The following is a 19405-nucleotide window of genomic DNA, read 5'->3' as shown; positions in this document are numbered from 1 at the left end:
TTTAAACTCCGGATTCGCGAAAATGGATGTCGCTGACCGCGCGCAGGCGTTCTGCCGCTTGCTCTGCCGTCAGATCACGCTGGGTCTCTGCCAGCATTTCGTAACCGACCATAAATTTACGGACGGTCGCGGAGCGTAGCAGCGGCGGATAAAAGTGTGCGTGCAGTTGCCAGTGATCATTCTCTTCGCCGTTAAATGGCGCGCCGTGCCAGCCCATTGAGTAGGGGAATGAGCACTGGAACAGGTTGTCATAACGACTGGTCAGTTTTTTCAACGCCAGCGCCAAATCGGCGCGCTGGTCATCGGTCAGATCGGTCATGCGCAATACATGCGCTTTTGGCAACAGCAATGTTTCAAACGGCCAGGCTGCCCAGTAGGGGACGACCGCTAGCCAGTGCTCGGTTTCCACGACGGTGCGGCTACCATCGGCCAGTTCACGCTGAACATAGTCCACCAGCATTGGGGAACCCTGCTCAGCGAAGTAGGCCTTCTGCAAACGATCTTCACGTTCGGCTTCGTTGGGCAGGAAGCTGTTAGCCCAAATCTGGCCGTGTGGGTGCGGGTTGGAACATCCCATTGCCGCACCTTTGTTCTCGAAAACCTGCACCCACGGATACGTTTTTCCCAGTTCAGCCGTTTGTTCCTGCCAGGTTTTCACGATTTCCGTCAGAGCAGGAACGCTCAATTCAGGTATAGTTTTGCTGTGATCCGGTGAAAAACAGATCACCCGGCTGGTGCCGCGCGCGCTCTGGCAACGCATCAGCGGATCGTGGCTGTCCGGCGCGTCCGGCGTGTCGGACATTAAGGCGGCAAAGTCGTTTGTAAAAACGTAGGTACCGCTGTAATCGGGGTTTTTATCCCCCGTCACGCGGGTGTTGCCTGCACACAGGAAACAGTCCGGATCGTGAGCAGGCAGTACCTCTTTCGACGGCGTTTCCTGCGCCCCTTGCCACGGGCGTTTCGCACGATGCGGCGAAACCAGAATCCATTGCCCGGTAAGCGGGTTAAAGCGGCGATGTGGATGATCGACAGGGTTAAATTGCGTCATGATTGTTCCTTAATCTGGATATCCCTGCGGATGGCGTGACTGCCAGTGCCAGGTATCTTGCGCCATTTCGTCAAGCGTACGGGTGACGCGCCAGTTCAGTTCACGGTCTGCTTTGCTGGCATCCGCCCAGTAGGCGGGAAGATCACCTTCGCGACGCGGGGCAAAGTGGTAGTTCACCGGTTTGCCGCAGGCTTTGCTGAAGGCGTTGACGACGTCCAGCACGCTGCTGCCGACACCCGCGCCCAGGTTATAAATGTGTACACCTTGCTTGCCCGCCAGTTTTTCCATTGCGGCGACGTGCCCGTCCGCGAGATCCATCACGTGGATGTAATCGCGCACGCCAGTGCCGTCTTCGGTCGGATAGTCGTTGCCAAAGATGGCGAGGGAGTCGCGACGACCTACCGCCACCTGGGCGATGTAGGGCATCAGGTTATTCGGAATACCCTGTGGGTCTTCACCCATATCGCCCGACGGATGCGCGCCGACCGGGTTGAAGTAACGTAACAGCGCAATGCTCCAGTCTGGTTGCGCTTTTTGCAGATCGGTGAGGATCTGTTCAACCATCAGTTTGCTTTTGCCATACGGGCTTTGCGGCGTACCGGTCGGGAAGCTTTCGACATAAGGAATTTTCGGCTGGTCGCCGTAAACGGTGGCGGAAGAGCTAAAGATGAAGTTTTTGACACCGGCAGCGCGCATGGCGCCAATCAGGCGCAAGGTACCGTTAACGTTGTTGTCATAATATTCCAGCGGTTTAGCGACGGATTCGCCAACGGCTTTCAGGCCGGCAAAGTGAATCACGGTATCAATCGCGTGATCGTGTAGAATTTCGGTCATCAGCGCTTCGTTGCGGATATCGCCTTCAACGAAAGCCGGATGCTTTTCGCCTAAACGTTCGATAACGGGCAATACGCTGCGCTTACTGTTGCAGAGGTTGTCAAGGATGATGACGTCGTGACCGTTTTTCAGCAACTGTACACAAGTATGACTCCCTATGTAACCGCTACCACCTGTAACCAACACTCTCATAATTCGCTCCATTAAGCCTATGGTATGAAATAAACATAGCATAACAAAGTTGCGAAAAGTGTGACATGGAATAAATTAGTGGAATCGTTTACATTTCGATGTCTTTACGTCCTGCGATAGATTACTTCATTGTAAATCATGGGATTATGGAGTGGCTGCGGTGTTTGTCCGAAAAAAGGGCGCATTGACGCGCCCACGGATGAAAATCAATGTCGTGCTGTCTGTCGGTAGAGATACCCGTCGCCTTCTGGCACAAACTCTAGGCGATGGGTGATGCAGTCTGGCGCGTCTTCAGCATGGTGCGAGACAAACAGCAACTGAGTTTCCCCTTCACCGATCAGTACGTCGATAAAGCGACGGACAAGCTGACGATTCAGCGGGTCCAGCCCCTGTAGCGGTTCATCAAGGATCAGCAGAGTAGGGTGTTTCACCAGCGCACGTACAATCAGCGCCAGCCGCTGTTGTCCCCAGGAGAGGCTGTGGAACGGCGCGTCAGCAGTGCGTTTGTCCATTCCAAGAATATCCAGCCACTGTTGCACCAACTTGCGCTGCCTGTCCGAGACGGCCTGATAGATGCCGATCGAATCAAAAAAACCCGACAGGATCACATTACGTAGCGTGGTACTGACACGGTAGTCAAGGTGCAGGCTGCTGCTGACATAGCCAATGTGTTTTTTGATATCCCACAGGGTTTCACCGCTGCCACGACGACGACCAAACAGCGTCAGATCGTTGCTGTAGCCCTGAGGGTGATCGCCGGTCACCAGGCTGAGCAGTGTCGATTTCCCTGCGCCATTAGGACCGACAATCTGCCAGTGCTCGCCCGGATTTACCTGCCAGCTCAGGTGGTTGAGGATCGGACGATCGTTGTAGGAAACGACAGCGTCTTTAAGCACAATCCGCGCTTCTGTCTCTGGCAGGGTATGGCGTGCACAGGGAACATCGGGTTCTGGTAATTGCATACCTGCAAGTTGCTCGCTGTGGGCGAGTTGCGCGATCAGCGCTTGTTGCAACAGACCGGATTTCTCGCCGGTTTCCGTGAGTGTGCAGTCGGCGAGGACGCCAGCAAATTGCACAAAATCAGGGATCTCATCGAAACGGTTTAAGACCAGCACGAGCGTATAACCCGATTGATGCAGGGTGGCGAGGAGCTCTGCTAACTGGCGGCGGGAAGCAACATCAAGCCCGTCAAACGGTTCGTCGAGGATCAGCAGGTCTGGCTCAGACATCAGCGCCTGGCAAAGCAGGGTTTTGCGTGTTTCGCCGGTGGAGAGGTATTTAAAACGTCGGGTGAGTAACCCGGTGATGCCAAACAGCGTCGCGAGTTCCGCGCAACGGATGGGGTTTTTGACCTCATCCTGAATAATTTCCGCCGTTGTGCGCCCGGTATCCTCTTCGCCTGGGCTGAGCAAATCGGTGTTATTCCGTTGCCATTCATCGCTGACCAGTTGTTGCAACTGTTCAAATGAGAGGCGAGTCCTGCGCGTAAACCCGCACTGGCGTTCGCCTTTTAATAAGGGGAGTTCACCCGCCAGCGCTCGCGCCAGCGCGGATTTTCCACCGCCGTTTGAGCCAACAAACGCCCAGCTATCACCCGCATTCAACGTAAACGTGTTCAGTTGAAGCGTTTTGGTATCGCTCAGACGAAACGTGCCTTGCGAAATATGCAACGATGACATTTTGTATCCCATTTTTTGCAGCGATGAACCACAGGGATACGTCTTTCGTGAAACAATGTCAATGTGCTTAGCACAACGTGGCGATAATCACCCGGTCAGCATTAAAATACGCGGTAACGTTAGCGCCTTCGGCTAATTTCGCCGCCTCTTCAACCGGTAAGGTTGCACACAACGTCTGACCATCCGGAAGCGTCATTAGCACTTCGCACTGTTCAGCGCCATGTTCGATATGGCTGATGGTGCCCTGAAGTTGGTTGTCGGCAGCCTGCGCGGTGGCATCGTCCTGGGTAATACCAACCCAGGGGGCTTTCAGGAGGATCAGCACTTCTTTGCCTTCATTCAGCCCCAGACGTTCACCGCTTTGCGCCGTGATCGCCACTTTCAGTCGCGTTTCGCCGTCGGCTAACAGAACGTCGACGTGCTGCTGTACCTGATCGTGGTCGCGAGAGGTGATCGTACCAAACCACTGGTTGCGGGCGCTGGTTTGGAGTGAAAAACGGGAAATTGCCGCCAGCAGACTATTGAGTGGCAACGCATCGTCGTCGCTTAGAACATCGAAGGCTTTTTGCTGAATTTGCGCCAGTAAATCGTAAAGCTGGATCAGCCGTTGACCGTAGCGCGTTAACACCGCGCCACCGCCGCCTTTACCGCCAGTGGCGCGCTCTACGAGCGTCTGATCGCTGAGCTGATTCATCTCGTTAATGGCATCCCAGGCGCTTTTGTAACTGATGCCTGCATCTTTCGCTCCCTGACTAATGGAGCCGGAAAGCGCAATGTGCTTAAGCAGAGAAATGCGTCGTGGGTCCGCAAACAGTTTTTGCTGAAGTTTCAGGGTGAGAAGGATTTCGGCTTGCATAACAAGATCCTGGCAAAAGGACTATTGTGACGGAAAACGGCGGGCGCGCAAAGTCGATAGCACAAAAGGGGAGTGCTTTTCTCGCTTATAAGGTTAGAATAACTGAAGGATTATATCTGGAGTTGACCATGTTAGAGTTATTGAAAAGTCTGGTATTCGCCGTAATCATGGTACCTGTAGTCATGGCCGCCATCCTCGGGATGATCTACGGCCTCGGAGAAGTGTTCAACATTTTCTCCAGTATCGGTCAAAAAGACCAGTCCAGACAGAACCATTGATTCCCCAAACGCCCGCTCAGTCGGGCGTTTTTGTTTTCTCAAGATCCTGCTTTCCCTGCCGATATTTTCTTTGTGTCATCTCTCATGGGTGTGAATAACCGCTGGGAAAATAGTGGCAATATCGTTATATTTGCAGATACATAACGATATTCGAAAGGAGTTACAAATGGCACGTACATGGTTACGCCTGTTTGCCGGGGCAACACTCTCTCTGACAGTTGCCGGACAAACGCTGGCGGACGAAGGGAAAATCACCGTTTTTGCGGCGGCGTCACTGACCAATGCGATGCAGGATATTGCCGCGCAGTACAAGAAAGAGAAGAACGTTGACGTCGTCTCTTCTTTTGCCTCCTCTTCAACACTGGCGCGCCAGATTGAAGCGGGTGCGCCTGCGGACCTGTTTATCTCTGCCGACCAGAAATGGATGGATTACGCGGTGGATAAAAAAGCGATTGATACCGGTTCGCGTCAAACGCTGCTGGGCAACAGTCTGGTGGTTGTCGCACCGAAAGCAAGCGAGCAGAAATCGTTCACCATCGACAACAAAACGAATTGGACTCAACTGCTGAACGGCGGGCGTCTGGCCGTCGGTGATCCGGAACACGTTCCGGCAGGCATTTACGCAAAAGAAGCACTGCAAAAACTGGGCGCATGGGATACTCTGGCTCCGAAATTGGCGCCTGCTGAAGATGTTCGCGGCGCGCTGGCGCTGGTGGAGCGTAACGAAGCGCCGCTGGGCATTGTTTACGGCTCTGATGCCGTTGCCGGCAAAGGCGTGAAAGTGGTGGCGACCTTCCCGGAAGATTCGCACAAAAAAGTGGAATACCCAGTTGCGATTGTCGATGGACACAAAAACGCAACGGTCAGCGCGTTCTATGACTACCTGAAAGGACCGCAGGCTGCTGACATTTTTAAACGTTACGGATTTACGACGAAGTAATGATACTGACCGATCCAGAATGGCAGGCTGTTCTACTTAGCCTGAAAGTCTCTTCCCTGGCCGTGCTGTTTAGCCTGCCGTTTGGGATCTTTTTTGCCTGGTTACTTGTCCGGTGCACGTTTCCGGGCAAAGCCCTGCTCGATAGCATCCTGCATCTTCCGTTGGTGTTACCGCCCGTGGTGGTCGGTTATCTCCTGCTGGTTGCGATGGGGCGGCGCGGATTTATCGGTCAGTGGCTGTACGATGTGTTCGGCATTACCTTTGCCTTTAGCTGGCGCGGCGCGGTGTTGGCGGCAGCGGTGATGTCTTTCCCGTTGATGGTGCGGGCTATTCGCCTGGCGCTGGAAGGGGTGGACGTCAAACTGGAACAGGCCGCACGCACGCTCGGCGCAGGCCGTTGGCGCGTGTTTCTGACCATTACATTACCCCTCACCTTGCCAGGTATTATTGTTGGAACGGTGCTGGCGTTTGCCCGTTCGCTCGGCGAATTTGGTGCGACCATTACGTTTGTTTCCAATATTCCTGGCGAAACGCGCACGATCCCTTCCGCGATGTATACCCTGATCCAGACGCCTGGCGGGGAAAGCGCGGCGGCGAGACTGTGTTTGATTTCTATCGTACTGGCGCTGATTTCCCTGTTGGTGTCGGAATGGCTGGCCCGTATCAGCCGTGAACGGACGGGGAGATAACAATGCTGGAACTCAACTTCTCCCAAACATTAGGCTCACACTGCCTGACACTCAACGAAACGTTACCTGCCAGCGGGATCACCGCAATTTTTGGTGTTTCCGGCGCGGGAAAAACGTCACTCATTAATGCCATCAGTGGCCTGACGCGCCCGCAAACAGGGCGTATTGTGCTTAATGGCCGGGTACTGAACGATGTCGAAAACGGTATCTGTTTAACCCCAGAAAAACGGCGTGTGGGGTATGTTTTTCAGGACGCCCGCCTTTTCCCGCATTATAAAGTGCGCGGCAATCTGCGTTACGGTATGGCGAAAAGCATGGCCGGGCAGTTTGATAAGCTGGTGGCTTTGCTGGGCATTGAACCTCTGCTGGATCGTTTGCCGGGAAGTCTCTCCGGTGGTGAGAAGCAACGCGTAGCCATCGGGCGGGCGTTGCTGACAGCGCCAGAACTCCTGTTACTGGATGAACCGCTGGCCTCGCTGGATATTCCGCGTAAGCGTGAACTGCTGCCTTACCTGCAACGTCTGGCCCGCGAAATCCATATTCCGATGCTGTATGTCAGCCACTCCCTTGATGAGATTTTACATCTGGCAGATAAAGTCATGGTGCTGGAAAACGGTCAGGTAAAAGCCTTTGGGGCACTGGAGGAGGTGTGGGGGAGCAATGTTATGCATCCGTGGCTGCCGCAGGAACAGCAGAGCAGTATTCTGAAAGTCAGCGTGCTGGAACATCATCCGCATTATGCGATGACGGCGCTGGCGCTGGGGGATCAGCATCTGTGGGTGAGTAAGCTTGATGAGCCTCTGCAAACGGCGATGCGCATCCGCATTCAGGCCTCGGATGTGTCACTGGTCCTGCAACCGCCGCAGCAAACCAGTATCCGTAATATTTTGCGCGCAAAAGTGGCGCAGTGTTATGACGATAAAGGACAAGTTGAAGTGCAACTGGAGGTCGGGGGCAAGACTCTGTGGGCGAGGATCAGCCCGTGGGCCAGGGATGAGTTAGCTATCAAGCCTGGCCTGTGGCTCTATGCGCAAATCAAGAGCGTGTCGATTACCGCCTGATTACAGCAGATGCGAATAGATAAACGCCGCAATACTGTCGGTGGTGTTGTCGCCGATGACAATATTGGCTCTTTCTTTCACCGCATCCTCGGCATTGCCCATGGCGACGCCGGTGCCAGCGGCTTCCAGCATACTGATATCATTAAAGTTGTCGCCGAATGCGATCACGTCTTGCATTGAACCTCCCTGCGCCTCAACCCACTGTGTCAGGCGTTTTCCTTTACTGTTGCCTTCACGCGCAATATCGACCTGATCGTGCCACGACCATTCGCACTCCAGACCCAGACTCTGCCCGACATGCTGACTAAACTGTTGTAACTTTGGAATATCTTCATCAGTCAGAGCAAACTTCCAGACGGCATTCACTTCATGCGCGGCTTGCGCCAGCGAAGGCACCTGGGTAAACGTCGGGCGCTGTTCCGGCGGCAGGGCTTGCGCCCAGTTAGCGGTGCGAATCACGTGCCCGGTAGGACGCTCGTAGAGCATGGCGTCATCAACGTACATCAGCCCGTGGATCTGGTGCTCATTAAGCATATCGATTACTTGCAGCGCCTGACTCACTGGCAATGGGTCCGCTTCCAGTACGCTTTTTGCATGATAATCATACAAATAGGTGCCGTTACAGCAAATTGCAGGTGTATCCAGCGCCAGTGCCTGATAAAAAGGATGAATAGCAACGTGATGACGACCCGTGACAATGATAAGTTGATACCCGGCTTTTCTGGCGCGCGAAAGTGCCTCAAGGGTAGAGGGGAGCAAGGTCTTTTTCGGGGTCAGCAATGTACCGTCTAAATCCAGAGCAATCACGCGAGCGGTCATAGGTATTTCCAGGTTAAGGTTGAGAGTTTTGTCTGAGAGAATGGTACACCGAGACGAGGATCGGGCAAAACTCTGAGCGTTAATTCAGAATTCATCGTTAAAAGCGACTACGTTAAGCTGTATCCGGTTAGTGCAGTCAGTTGCCAAAAGCAAAGGAGCATTCATGAAGCAAACAGTTTATACCGCCAGCCCTGAAAGCCAGCAAATTCACGTCTGGAGCCTGAATCATGAAGGCGTGTTGACGCTTGTGCAGGTGGTTGACGTACCCGGACAGGTTCAGCCGATGGTCGTCAGTCCGGATAAGCGCTATCTCTACGTGGGCGTGCGTCCAGAGTTTCGTGTACTGGCGTATCGCATTGGGCCAGACGACGGTTCGCTGACGTTTGCTGCAGAATCCGCATTGCCGGGCAGTCCGACGCACATTTCCACCGATCGCAAGGGGCGCTTTGTCTTTGTCGGATCTTACAATGCCGGAAACGTCAGCGTGACGCGTCTGGAAGATGGACTGCCTGTTGAGGTAGTGGATGTTGTTGAAGGGCTGGAGGGATGCCATTCCGCGAATATCTCGCCGGATAATCGTACCCTGTGGGTTCCGGCACTCAAACAGGATCGCATTTGCCTGTTTACGCTTAGCAATGACGGCAAGCTGGTGGCGCAGGAACCGGCGGAAGTGACGACCGTTGAAGGGGCAGGTCCGCGCCATATGGCATTCCACCCGAACCGGCACTACGCCTACTGCGTTAATGAGCTGAACAGCTCTGTGGATGTCTGGGAACTCAAAGATCCCCATGGCAACGTGGAGTGTGTACAAACGCTGGATATGATGCCGGCAGATTTCTCCGACACCCGCTGGGCGGCAGATATTCACATTACGCCGGATGGCCGTCATCTGTACGCCTGCGATCGTACTGCCAGTTTGATCACGGTGTTCAGCGTTTCTGAAGACGGTAGCGTGCTGACCAAAGAAGGCTACCAGCCGACGGAAACCCAGCCGCGTGGCTTCAATGTTGATAACATGGGTAAATATCTGATCGCCGCCGGGCAAAAGTCACATCATATTGCGGTGTATGACATTGTCGGCGAGCAGGGACTGCTCAGCGAAAAAGCGCGCTATGCGGTAGGTCAGGGGCCAATGTGGGTTGTGATTAACGCGTACTAACTCTGTTTTGTAGACCGGATAAGGCGTATCAGCCATTATCCGGTTCATGTTCATGGCCCGGTGGCGCATGTGCTTACCGGGCCTGGACTGCGATTATTGCTTCGGTTCTGCAACCACTTTGCTGCCTAACCCGCGGTTGTTGTACTCCCACAGGCGGTTGAAGTTGGCGTCGTTCAGGTCGCGCTGAACGTCACCCTTATCATCCATCGTTCCGGTATTCCCGGTAAACGGGCGTTTAAAAATCGCGGTATCTGCCCACGGTTTGGCCATATTAAAGCCTTCATTGATCACGCTATCGCGGATCACCACCTGACCGTTGGTGTTGGTATCGACATCCAGCGAACGGCCCAATTGCGCGACATTATCACCACTTGCCGTGAAACGGCTGTTGGTCGCGAGGAAGCCGTAGAAGACGTTTGACAGCGTTGCCGGGGCGAAAACGTAAGCTTCTTTTTGGGTACGGGAGTTCACTACGCGGAAGTCCGTGTTGTCAAACACCACGGCGCCACGACCCGAAACAATATCCACATCCCCTTCGAGGTAGCTATTGGTGACCAATGTGCGCGGCTGACGATCGTTTTGCAGGCGGTTTTGCACCCCGCTGTTAGTCACCAGGAAGGTGTTCTGACGACCGAGAAGGTTCACATTGTTGATCTGAACTTTGTCGCCGTCGGTGCGCAGGGCAACGGCAGGGTGATGACCGTCATCTACGCTGTCACCGAGATTATTTTCGATAGTCAGGTTCTGCAATTGCAGGCCGTTATTCTGCGACCAGAATGCCGCTGAGCACATGACGCCAATGTTCGCGTTACGCTGGCTCTGGCAACTGTCAAACATGTACCACGCGGGTTTGCCCGGCATGTATTTACCGCCTGGGTTCACCGTGCGGCGCCAGTCAGCAATACTCATATCGCCGTCAATGGCATAACCAATTTTCACATCAATCGGCTTCTCGCCCATACCGTACAGCGTCAGGCTGCCAGGCGCGGCCGGAATGTACACGGTTCCCTGATATTCACCTGGCATAATCGCAATAAACTGACGTTTATCGGTACGTTTGGTAATTGCAGCGTCCACTGCCGCCTGAACCGTCGTATGCGTGACGCCCTGCGTGCCTGCCGGGCCGACCACAAAGTCAGGCTGTGCTGGCAGAGAAATAGAAGAAGGCGACCACGGTGCCGTGTTCGGTGTCAGTGAAGAGAAATAATGAGCAGCAACAAAGTTCTGCGCTTCATTCGCCGACAGGATCGGACGCGAGGACGTTCCTGGCGCAGTCTGATCGGAAGGGATTTGGTCGGGCGGCGTAGAGCTACAGGCGGTCAGCGTCACGCCAAAAGCCAGTGTCAGCGCCAGACGGGAAACTGATAATGTGTTCACAGGTTGCTCCGGGCTTTGAAAGTTAAATTAATTCCATCGAAGCCTGCTTTTTTATACTAAGTTGAGCGAAACGGGAAGGCGAAAAGGCAAAAAGTTCATTTTTAGGCGGTGGATGCCGCGTGGATTGGGCCTGCATGTCACAAATAAGCAACATTTATCGTCCCCCCGGTTGACAATAGTGCCGGAATAAAAATAAATGTCTATACAACCTATGACAAGTGGTGGATGGAATGCGGCAACTTTTACCTGATGACGTAATTTGGCGGAATGTCCGGCTGGCGACCATGGATCCCGAACGCAACACGCCGTATGGCATGGTCGATGGGCATGCGCTGGTGGTGCGTCAGGGCAACATACTGGCGATTGTCCCCGAAGCTTCATTAGACGTGGCGCAAGGAAAAACGTTTGATATGCAGGGCCGCCTGGTCACGCCTGGGTTGATAGACTGCCATACGCACCTGATTTTTGGCGGCAACCGCGCCGCAGAATGGGAACAGCGGCTGAACGGCGTATCGTATCAACAGATTAGCGCGCAGGGCGGTGGGATTAATTCGACCGTGGCAGCGACGCGAAAAGCCTCCGCAGACGATTTGCTTACCATCGCACGGGCCAGAATGGCGCGCCTTGTTAAAGAAGGCGTTACGCTACTGGAGATAAAGTCGGGCTACGGTCTGGATTTGCCGACAGAAGAGAAGATGCTACAGGTTGTCGCGGCGCTGGCTGCTGAAAATACCGTGGAAATCAGTCCGACGTTACTGGCGGCGCACGCCACCCCTGCGGAATATCGCGACGATCCTGACGGTTATATCACGCAGGTGTGCGAGTCGATGCTTCCTCGCTTATGGGAAAAGGGGTTGTTTGAGACGGTGGATCTGTTCTGCGAAAGCGTCGGCTTTACGCTGGCGCAAAGCGAGCGTGTGTTTCAGGCCGCACAGGCGTTGGGGATCCCGGTTAGGGGGCACGTCGAGCAACTCTCTTTGTTGGGCGGCGCGCAGTTAGTCAGTCGCTATCACGGTCTGTCTGCCGATCATATCGAATATCTGGACGAAGCGGGCGTGGCGGCGATGCGCCAAAGCGGCACCGTTGGCGTCCTGCTGCCGGGGGCGTTTTATTTTCTCAAAGAGACGCAGCGTCCGCCGGTTGAACTGCTGCGCCGCTACCAGGTGCCGATGGCCGTCGCCACCGATTTTAACCCGGGCACCAGTCCATTCATCAGTCTGCATCTGGCCATGAATATGGCCTGCGTTCAGTTTGGTCTAACGCCGGAAGAGGCATGGGCAGGTGTCACACGCCATGCTGCGCGCGCGCTCGGGCGGCAGGCCACGCATGGGCAGCTAAAAGCGGGCTATGTGGCTGATTTTGTGGTCTGGGATGCGGCGCTTCCGGTTGAAATCCTGTATGAACCGGGCCGTAATCCGTTGTATCAACGTGTTTTCAGAGGGCAAATCAAATGACGCAATGGCAACCGACCCCCCGTTCTTTGTGGCAAGGGCGTGATGACAGCGCTGAAGCCGCCAATGCGTTGCGCCTGTTCCAGACGATAACGCTCAGTCCGACATTCTCCCCCTCCTCATATCCGGATAGCATTGCGCTACTGGGTTTTGCCTGCGACGAAGGCGTAAAGCGTAATCAGGGGCGTCCTGGCGCGGCGGGCGCACCGGATGCGCTGCGAAGAGCGCTGGCGAACCTGGCGGCCCATCAGGGGCACGAGCGACTGGTGGATTTAGGCAATATCATCGCGCAAGCCCCCGATCTGGAGGCGGCGCAAAACGCGTTGCGTGATGCCGTACGACACTGTCACCAGGCCAGTATGCGTACTCTGGTATTGGGCGGCGGGCATGAAACCGCGTTTGGTCACGGGGCTGGCGTTCTGGATGCGTTCCCGGATGCACGCGTGGGGATCCTCAATCTGGATGCGCATCTCGATCTTCGCCACGCACAAAGCGCGACGTCCGGCACGCCATTTCGGCAACTGGCGCAGCTCTGCGAGTCTCAGGGGCGCGGGTTTCATTATGCCTGCTTTGGCGTGAGTCGGGCGGCAAATACCGCCGCGCTATGGGATGAAGCGCAACGGCGTAAGGTGACGGTCGTTGAGGATCTGGACTGTGGTGACGCACAACCGCAACTGTCGCAGTTTATCGCCAGCGTGGACAAAATCTATCTGACTGTCGATCTCGACGTGCTTCCCGTCTGGGAAATGCCCGCCGTTTCCGCACCTGCCGCGCTGGGGGTGCCGCTGGCCACCGTGATGCGTCTGGTGGAACCTGTTTGTCGAAGCGGTAAACTTCAGGCGGTGGATATGGTTGAATTTAACCCCCGCTTTGACGATGATGGCAAAGCAGCGCGAGTTGCAGCGCGGCTTGGCTGGCAAATCGCGCACTGGTGGCACTAACACCAGACCCACTTTTATACGCATAAGGAAGGCTGTTGCATGTTCCCCTCTCGCTCACGTTCTGCCACGGCCAGTGCGCCTGCGCCCTTTTATGAAAAGGTCAAACAGGCCATCAGCGAAAAAATCGCCAGCGGAGTCTGGCAACCTCATGATCGTATTCCGTCGGAAGCGGAGCTGGTGGCGCAGTATGGTTTCAGTCGAATGACCATCAACCGGGCGCTGCGGGAGCTTACCGATGAGGGGCTGCTGGTCCGTCTACAGGGCGTTGGGACATTCGTCGCGGAGCCGAAAGGGCAATCTGCGCTGTTTGAAATTCGCAGCATTGCTGACGAAATCATCGCCCGTCACCATCAGCACCGTTGCGAAGTGCTGACGCTGGAGAGCACGCGGGCAACGGCGTTGCAGGCGGCGGCGCTCAACGTCAAAGAAGGGACGCCCATTTTCCATTCCATCATGGTGCACTACGAAGACGCTCTGCCGGTGCAGATTGAGGATCGCTGTGTGAATGCAGACGTGGTGCCGGAGTATCTCTCTCAGGATTACCACCAGACCACGCCACATGCGTATTTGTCGCTGATCGCCCCACTGACGGAAGGGGAGCACATTGTTGAGGCGGTGCGCGCCACGGCGGAGGAGTGCGCCTTATTAACTATCAAAGAACATGACCCTTGCCTGCTGATCCGTCGTACCACCTGGTCGGCAACACAGATCGTCTCCCATGCGCGTTTACTCTTTCCGGGGTCGCGTTATCGCCTGCAAGGCCATTTTATGTCCTGACCGGACACCCCTGAAAACCGTGATTGCTGACGCAATATAACAAAAATGTATCATTTCTGTTAATTGCGTCCTTGCGATAGCTTGTATAGACAAGTATATGTTAGTGACTTATCTGAGCGTTAGTGAGGAATCTGTCATGCCCCAAAGCAAATATCGTGAGCAGGATATCCGTGCCCCAAGAGGGACGACCCTAACAGCCAAAAGCTGGCTGACCGAAGCGCCGCTGCGCATGCTAATGAATAACCTTGATCCCGATGTTGCTGAAAATCCCCATGAACTGGTGGTGTATGGCGGGATAGGGCGCGCCGCACGCGACTGGCAATGTTACGACGCTATCGTTAACGCGTTGACCCAACTGAATGACGATGAAACTTTGTTGGTGCAATCCGGCAAACCGGTGGGCGTATTCAAAACGCATGAAAATGCGCCGCGCGTGTTGATCGCCAACTCCAACCTGGTACCACACTGGGCGACCTGGGAGCACTTCAACGAGCTGGATGCGAAAGGTCTGGCCATGTACGGCCAAATGACGGCCGGAAGCTGGATCTACATCGGTAGTCAGGGGATCGTACAAGGCACGTATGAAACGTTTGTCGAAGCCGGACGGCAGCATTATCAGGGCAAACTGGCAGGGCGCTGGGTTCTGACCGCCGGGCTTGGCGGTATGGGGGGCGCTCAACCGTTGGCCGCAACGCTGGCTGGCGCGTGTTCACTGAACATTGAATGTCAGCAAAGCCGTATCGATTTCCGTTTGCGTACCCGCTATGTGGACGAGCAGGCTGAATCCCTGGATGACGCGCTGGCGCGGATTGCAAAATACACCCGTGAAGGTAAAGCCGTCTCAATCGCACTGTGCGCCAATGCGGCGGACATTGTGCCAGAACTGGTAAAACGGGGCGTACGCCCGGACATGGTGACTGACCAGACCAGCGCCCACGATCCGCTGCATGGCTATCTGCCCTCCGGCTGGAACTGGGAAGAGTACCAGCAGAAAGCGATTTCTGACCCGCAAGGCACGGTACTGGCCGCGAAACGTTCAATGGCGACGCACGTCCAGGCCATGCTGGCATTTAGCGAAATGGGCGTACCGACATTTGACTACGGCAACAATATTCGCCAAATGGCTAAAGAGATGGGCGTCGAAAAGGCGTTTGATTTCCCCGGCTTTGTCCCTGCCTATATTCGACCGCTGTTCTGCCGTGGGATTGGCCCGTTCCGCTGGGTGGCGCTTTCCGGCGATCCGCAGGATATTTATAAAACCGATGCCAAAGTGAAAGAAATCGTCAAAGACGATAAACACCTGCATCACTGGCTGGATATGGCCCGTGAACGCATCAACTTCCAGGGACTTCCCGCGCGTATCTGCTGGGTCGGACTGGAGTGGCGGCAAAAACTGGGACTGGCATTTAACGAAATGGTACGCAGCGGCGAAGTCTCCGCGCCGATTGTGATCGGACGTGACCATCTCGATTCCGGCTCCGTCGCCAGCCCAAACCGTGAAACCGAAGCGATGCGTGATGGCTCCGATGCGGTCTCCGACTGGCCGCTGTTGAATGCGTTGCTCAACACCGCCAGCGGCGCAACCTGGGTTTCACTGCATCACGGTGGCGGCGTGGGAATGGGCTTCTCCCAGCATGCCGGGATGGTGATCGTCTGTGACGGCACCGACGAAGCGGCAGCGCGCATCGCCCGGGTACTGCACAACGATCCGGCCACGGGCGTGATGCGTCATGCCGATGCCGGTTATGACATTGCCGTCGAATGCGCGGTTGAGCAGGGGCTGAACTTACCCATGATCGCGGCTACTCAAGGAACTCGTTGATATGAATACGCTAATGTTAACGCCAGGCCAGTTAACTCTTGAACAACTGCGTGCCGTCTGGCAGCAGCCAGTGCAACTGAGTCTGGATGCCTGTGCGATTGATGGCATCAATGCCAGCGTCGCTTGTGTGAACACGATCGTGGCTGAAGGGCGTACGGCTTACGGGATCAATACCGGTTTCGGCCTGCTGGCACAGACGCGCATTGCCAACGAAGATCTGCAAAATTTGCAGCGTTCGCTGGTGCTTTCACATGCGGCAGGGGTCGGCGAGCCGCTGGATGACGCGATGGTGCGTCTGATGATGGTGCTGAAAATCAACAGCCTGGCCCGTGGATTTTCAGGCATTCGCCTGAGCGTCATTGAAGCCCTGATCGCGCTGGTCAACGCAGAGGTCTATCCGCTGATTCCGGCAAAAGGTTCGGTGGGGGCGTCTGGCGACTTAGCGCCGCTGGCGCACATGTCACTGACGCTACTCGGCGAGGGCAAAGCGCGCTGGCAAGGTGAGTGGCTACCTGCGAAGGACGCGCTGCGTAAAGCGGGTCTGGAGCCTGTCACGCTGGCGGCAAAAGAGGGGCTGGCGCTGCTTAACGGCACGCAGGCATCGACGGCGTTTGCTCTGCGTGGTTTGTTTGAGGCGCAAGAATTATTTGCTTCTGCGTTGGTGTGCGGCGCGCTGACCACGGAAGCCGTGCTGGGATCGCGTCGCCCGTTTGATGCGCGCATTCATGCGGCGCGTGGGCAACGCGGGCAGATAGACGCGGCGGCGCTTTATCGCCATGTACTGACTGAAAACAGCCCGATTTCCGACTCTCACCATAACTGTGAAAAAGTGCAGGACCCGTACTCTCTGCGCTGTCAGCCACAGGTGATGGGCGCGTGTCTGACGCAAATGCGTCAGGTCATGGAGGTGCTGCTGGTGGAGGCCAACGCGGTCTCGGATAACCCGCTGGTGTTTGCCGAAGAGGGCGATGTGATTTCCGGTGGCAATTTCCACGCGGAGCCGGTGGCGATGGCAGCGGATAACCTTGCGCTGGCGATCGCGGAGATTGGCGCGCTCTCAGAAAGACGCATTGCGTTGATGATGGACAAACACATGTCGCAGTTACCGCCGTTCCTCGTGAAAAATGGCGGGGTTAACTCCGGCTTTATGATAGCCCAGGTGACGGCGGCGGCGTTGGCCAGCGAGAACAAAGCGCTGGCGCATCCGCACAGTGTCGACAGTCTGCCGACATCGGCGAACCAGGAAGACCATGTCTCGATGGCGCCGGCGGCGGGTCGTCGGTTGTGGGAAATGGCTGCCAATACACGAGGGGTGATCGCCGTCGAGTGGCTGGCCGCCTGTCAGGGGATTGATTTACGTGAAGGGTTAACCTCAAGTCCACTGCTGGAGCAGGCGCGCCAGGCATTACGTGAACAGGTTCCGCACTATACTCAGGATCGTTTCTTCGCCCCGGATATCGAGTGCGCCACTGCGCTATTGGCGCGGGGGGATTTATTGCGCCTGGTGCCTGCGTTTTTGTAACAATACCGGATGGCGCGAAGGCTTATCCGGCCTGTGCATGAGCCAGGCAGGCCGGGTAAGGCGCAAGCGCTGCCCCCCGGCATAACGACACTTAACTAAACATCGCGGTAATTGACGCGCTGGCGAGCGAATGGAAATGGACATTAAATCCGACCATCGCGCCGCTGGCGCCTTCATCGACGTCAATGCGTTCCACATTCAGGGCATGCACCGTAAAGATATAGCGGTGAGTTTCCCCTTTTGGCGGCGCGGCGCCGCCGTAACCTGCTTTACCAAAATCGGTGCGGGTTTGAATCGCTTCTTCCGGCAGCGGCGTCAGACCGGAGCCGGAGCCTTGCGGTAAAACGCGCGTGTCGGCGGGCAAGTTGGCGACAATCCAGTGCCACCAACCTGAACCGGTGGGTGCGTCAGGATCGTAACAGGTCACGACAAAGCTTTTCGTTCCGGTCGGGACGTCGTCCCAGGCCAGGTGCGGAGAGATATTATCCCCGTCATAACCCATCCCGTTGAACACCTGGCGATGGGGTAGTTTTTCCCCGTCACGCAGGTCGTGGCTGATAAGTTTCATGCCCCCTCCGTTAATCGACTGAATCGCAAAAAAGTGTAGCCAGTATCCGACGGGCTTACCGCCGATTAATGGATAAAAAATGTTTCCTGCGTCACGGCGTCGTTCACTGCCTGCGTCAGCTTACGCAGTTGCTCAGGCTGAATCAGGTAAGGCGGCATCAGATAGACAAGTTTACCGAACGGGCGAACCCACACCCCTTGTTCCACAAAGAAGCGTTGCAGCGCCGCCATATTCACCGGATGCGTTGTTTCCACCACCCCAATGGCGCCCAGCACGCGCACATCCGCCACCCATGGTGACTGCGCGGCAGGCGTTAATTCTGCGCGTAATTGCGTTTCGATGGCGGCAACCTGTTGTTGCCACTCTCCGCTTTCCAGCAGCGACAAGCTGGCGGTCGCCACGGCGCAGGCCAGTGGATTGCCCATAAACGTTGGGCCATGCATAAAGCATCCCGCTTCGCCGTTGCTGATGGTTTCCGCGATATGGCGGGTGGTTAACGTTGCGGAGAGGGTCATAGTACCGCCAGTCAGCGCTTTGCCCAGGCACAGAATGTCCGGCGAGATGTCGGCGTGCTCGCAGGCAAACAGTTTACCTGTCCGGCCAAATCCGGTGGCAATCTCGTCGGCAATCAGCAGGATGCCTTCACGGTCGCACATTTTGCGGATGCGTCGTAGCCATTCAGGATGATACATCCTCATGCCGCCCGCGCCCTGGACTATCGGCTCCAGAATGACCGCCGCAATCTCGTTGCGGTGTGCGGCCATGACACGGGCAAACGCCACCATATCCCGTTCATCCCACTCACCGTCCATCCGGCTTTGCGGCGCGGGAGCGAACAGGTTATCCGGCAGATAACCCTTCCACAGGCTATGCATGGAGCTCTCCGGATCGCAGACGGACATCGCGCCAAATGTATCCCCGTGATAACCGTTACGAAACGTCAGGAACTGCTGGCGGGATTCGCCTAATGCCCGCCAGTATTGCAGCGCCATTTTCATCGCCACTTCCACCGCGACGGAACCGGAATCCGCCAGAAAAACGCATTCAAGTCGCTCTGGCGTCATCGCCACCAGTTTACGGCACAGATTGATGGCTGGGGCGTGGGTGATACCGCCGAACATGACGTGTGACATGGCGTCGATCTGCGTTTTCATGGCCGCATTGAGCTGTGGGTGGTTGTAGCCATGAATGGCTGCCCACCAGGAGGACATGCCGTCAACCAGGCGTTCGCCATTAGACAAAATCAGCTCGCAACCTTCGGCGCGCTCCACCGGATATACCGGGAGCGGTGAGGTCATGGAGGTGTAGGGATGCCAGATATGGCGTTGGTCAAAGGCAAGATCATCCGTTGTCATAATCGACTTGTAAACCAAATTAAAAAGATTTAGGTTT

18 protein-coding genes are annotated in these 19405 nt (G+C 55.7%); 10 read left to right on the top strand and 8 right to left on the bottom strand.

All coding sequences use genetic code 11. The features are described from left to right. Position 1: 1 nt before the first annotated feature. The 4 genes from galT to modE all read right to left on the bottom strand — a co-directional run bounded on the left by galT (position 2) and on the right by modE (position 4609). Complete coding sequence (galT, locus tag CJP72_RS21880) at positions 2-1048, bottom strand: galactose-1-phosphate uridylyltransferase (protein ID WP_162383412.1); 1047 nt, start codon at positions 1046-1048, stop codon at positions 2-4. 9 nt (positions 1049-1057) lie between these two features. Beyond that, complete coding sequence (galE, locus tag CJP72_RS21875) at positions 1058-2074, bottom strand: UDP-glucose 4-epimerase GalE (protein ID WP_162383411.1); 1017 nt, start codon at positions 2072-2074, stop codon at positions 1058-1060. 206 nt (positions 2075-2280) lie between these two features. After that, positions 2281-3753 (bottom strand): molybdate ABC transporter ATP-binding protein ModF, encoded by a 1473-nt coding sequence (modF, locus tag CJP72_RS21870; RefSeq protein ID WP_162383410.1) that lies wholly within the window; start codon positions 3751-3753, stop codon positions 2281-2283. A 67-nt stretch (positions 3754-3820) separates the two neighbouring features. Further along, positions 3821-4609, bottom strand: coding sequence for a molybdenum-dependent transcriptional regulator (gene modE, locus CJP72_RS21865; protein ID WP_162383409.1), 789 nt, complete (start codon positions 4607-4609; stop codon positions 3821-3823). Positions 4610-4737: 128 nt separating this feature from the next. Between modE and CJP72_RS21860 the strand changes: the two genes are divergently transcribed. The 4 genes from CJP72_RS21860 (at position 4738) to modC (ending at position 7577) form a co-directional block, all read left to right on the top strand. Then, positions 4738-4887 carry an AcrZ family multidrug efflux pump-associated protein gene (locus CJP72_RS21860; RefSeq protein ID WP_162383408.1) on the top strand — a complete coding sequence of 50 codons (150 nt, stop codon included), beginning with the start codon at positions 4738-4740 and terminating at the stop codon, positions 4885-4887. Between the two features lie 166 nt (positions 4888-5053). Then, positions 5054-5827, top strand: coding sequence for a molybdate ABC transporter substrate-binding protein (gene modA / locus CJP72_RS21855; protein WP_162383407.1), 774 nt, complete (start codon positions 5054-5056; stop codon positions 5825-5827). Further along, positions 5827-6516, top strand: coding sequence for a molybdate ABC transporter permease subunit (modB, locus tag CJP72_RS21850; RefSeq protein WP_162383406.1), 690 nt, complete (start codon positions 5827-5829; stop codon positions 6514-6516). The genes modA and modB overlap by 1 nt, the downstream gene beginning before the upstream one ends. Before the next feature lie 2 nt (positions 6517-6518). After that, a complete protein-coding gene (gene modC / locus CJP72_RS21845) occupies positions 6519-7577 on the top strand; it encodes a molybdenum ABC transporter ATP-binding protein ModC (RefSeq protein WP_162383405.1) in 1059 nt (352 codons plus the stop codon). On the opposite strand, the gene CJP72_RS21840 is transcribed toward modC, so the two are convergent. Next, entirely contained in the window at positions 7578-8396 is an 819-nt protein-coding gene (locus CJP72_RS21840) for a pyridoxal phosphatase (protein WP_162383404.1), read from the bottom strand. A gap of 163 nt (positions 8397-8559) precedes the next feature. On the opposite strand from CJP72_RS21840, the gene pgl reads away from it, so the two are divergent. Then, positions 8560-9555, top strand: a complete 996-nt coding sequence (gene pgl / locus CJP72_RS21835) for a 6-phosphogluconolactonase (RefSeq protein WP_162383403.1) — start codon at positions 8560-8562, stop codon at positions 9553-9555. 93 nt (positions 9556-9648) lie between these two features. Here pgl and CJP72_RS21830 read toward each other — a convergent pair whose 3' ends face one another. Next, positions 9649-10932, bottom strand: coding sequence for a putative acyl-CoA thioester hydrolase (locus tag CJP72_RS21830; RefSeq protein ID WP_162383402.1), 1284 nt, complete (start codon positions 10930-10932; stop codon positions 9649-9651). Positions 10933-11162: 230 nt separating this feature from the next. Here CJP72_RS21830 and hutI point away from each other — a divergent pair, with 230 nt between their 5' ends. The 5 genes from hutI (at position 11163) to hutH (ending at position 17445) form a co-directional block, all read left to right on the top strand. Further along, on the top strand, positions 11163-12386 hold the full coding sequence (gene hutI / locus CJP72_RS21825) for an imidazolonepropionase (RefSeq protein ID WP_162383401.1): 1224 nt from the start codon (positions 11163-11165) through the stop codon (positions 12384-12386). Further along, the gene (gene hutG, locus CJP72_RS21820; RefSeq protein ID WP_162383400.1) at positions 12383-13324 is read left to right on the top strand and encodes a formimidoylglutamase; all 942 of its coding nucleotides are present in this window, start codon (positions 12383-12385) and stop codon (positions 13322-13324) included. Before hutI ends, hutG begins: the two co-directional genes overlap by 4 nt. Positions 13325-13363: 39 nt before the next feature. Next, the gene (locus CJP72_RS21815; protein ID WP_162383399.1) at positions 13364-14101 is read left to right on the top strand and encodes a histidine utilization repressor; all 738 of its coding nucleotides are present in this window, start codon (positions 13364-13366) and stop codon (positions 14099-14101) included. A 136-nt stretch (positions 14102-14237) separates the two neighbouring features. After that, positions 14238-15923 (top strand): urocanate hydratase, encoded by a 1686-nt coding sequence (hutU, locus tag CJP72_RS21810; protein WP_162383398.1) that lies wholly within the window; start codon positions 14238-14240, stop codon positions 15921-15923. A 1-nt stretch (position 15924) separates the two neighbouring features. Next, on the top strand, positions 15925-17445 hold the full coding sequence (gene hutH / locus CJP72_RS21805) for a histidine ammonia-lyase (RefSeq protein ID WP_162383397.1): 1521 nt from the start codon (positions 15925-15927) through the stop codon (positions 17443-17445). Positions 17446-17536: 91 nt separating this feature from the next. On the opposite strand, the gene CJP72_RS21800 is transcribed toward hutH, so the two are convergent. Both CJP72_RS21800 and bioA read right to left on the bottom strand, forming a co-directional pair. After that, positions 17537-18013, bottom strand: coding sequence for a kinase inhibitor (locus CJP72_RS21800; protein WP_162383396.1), 477 nt, complete (start codon positions 18011-18013; stop codon positions 17537-17539). Between the two features lie 65 nt (positions 18014-18078). Next, positions 18079-19368 carry an adenosylmethionine--8-amino-7-oxononanoate transaminase gene (gene bioA / locus CJP72_RS21795; RefSeq protein ID WP_193568838.1) on the bottom strand — a complete coding sequence of 430 codons (1290 nt, stop codon included), beginning with the start codon at positions 19366-19368 and terminating at the stop codon, positions 18079-18081. Positions 19369-19405: the final 37 nt, after the last annotated feature.

The organism is Citrobacter sp. NCU1 (assembly GCF_010231475.1).
Lineage (GTDB): Bacteria > Pseudomonadota > Gammaproteobacteria > Enterobacterales > Enterobacteriaceae > Citrobacter_D.
This window is presented reverse-complemented; position numbering and strand designations above follow the sequence as displayed.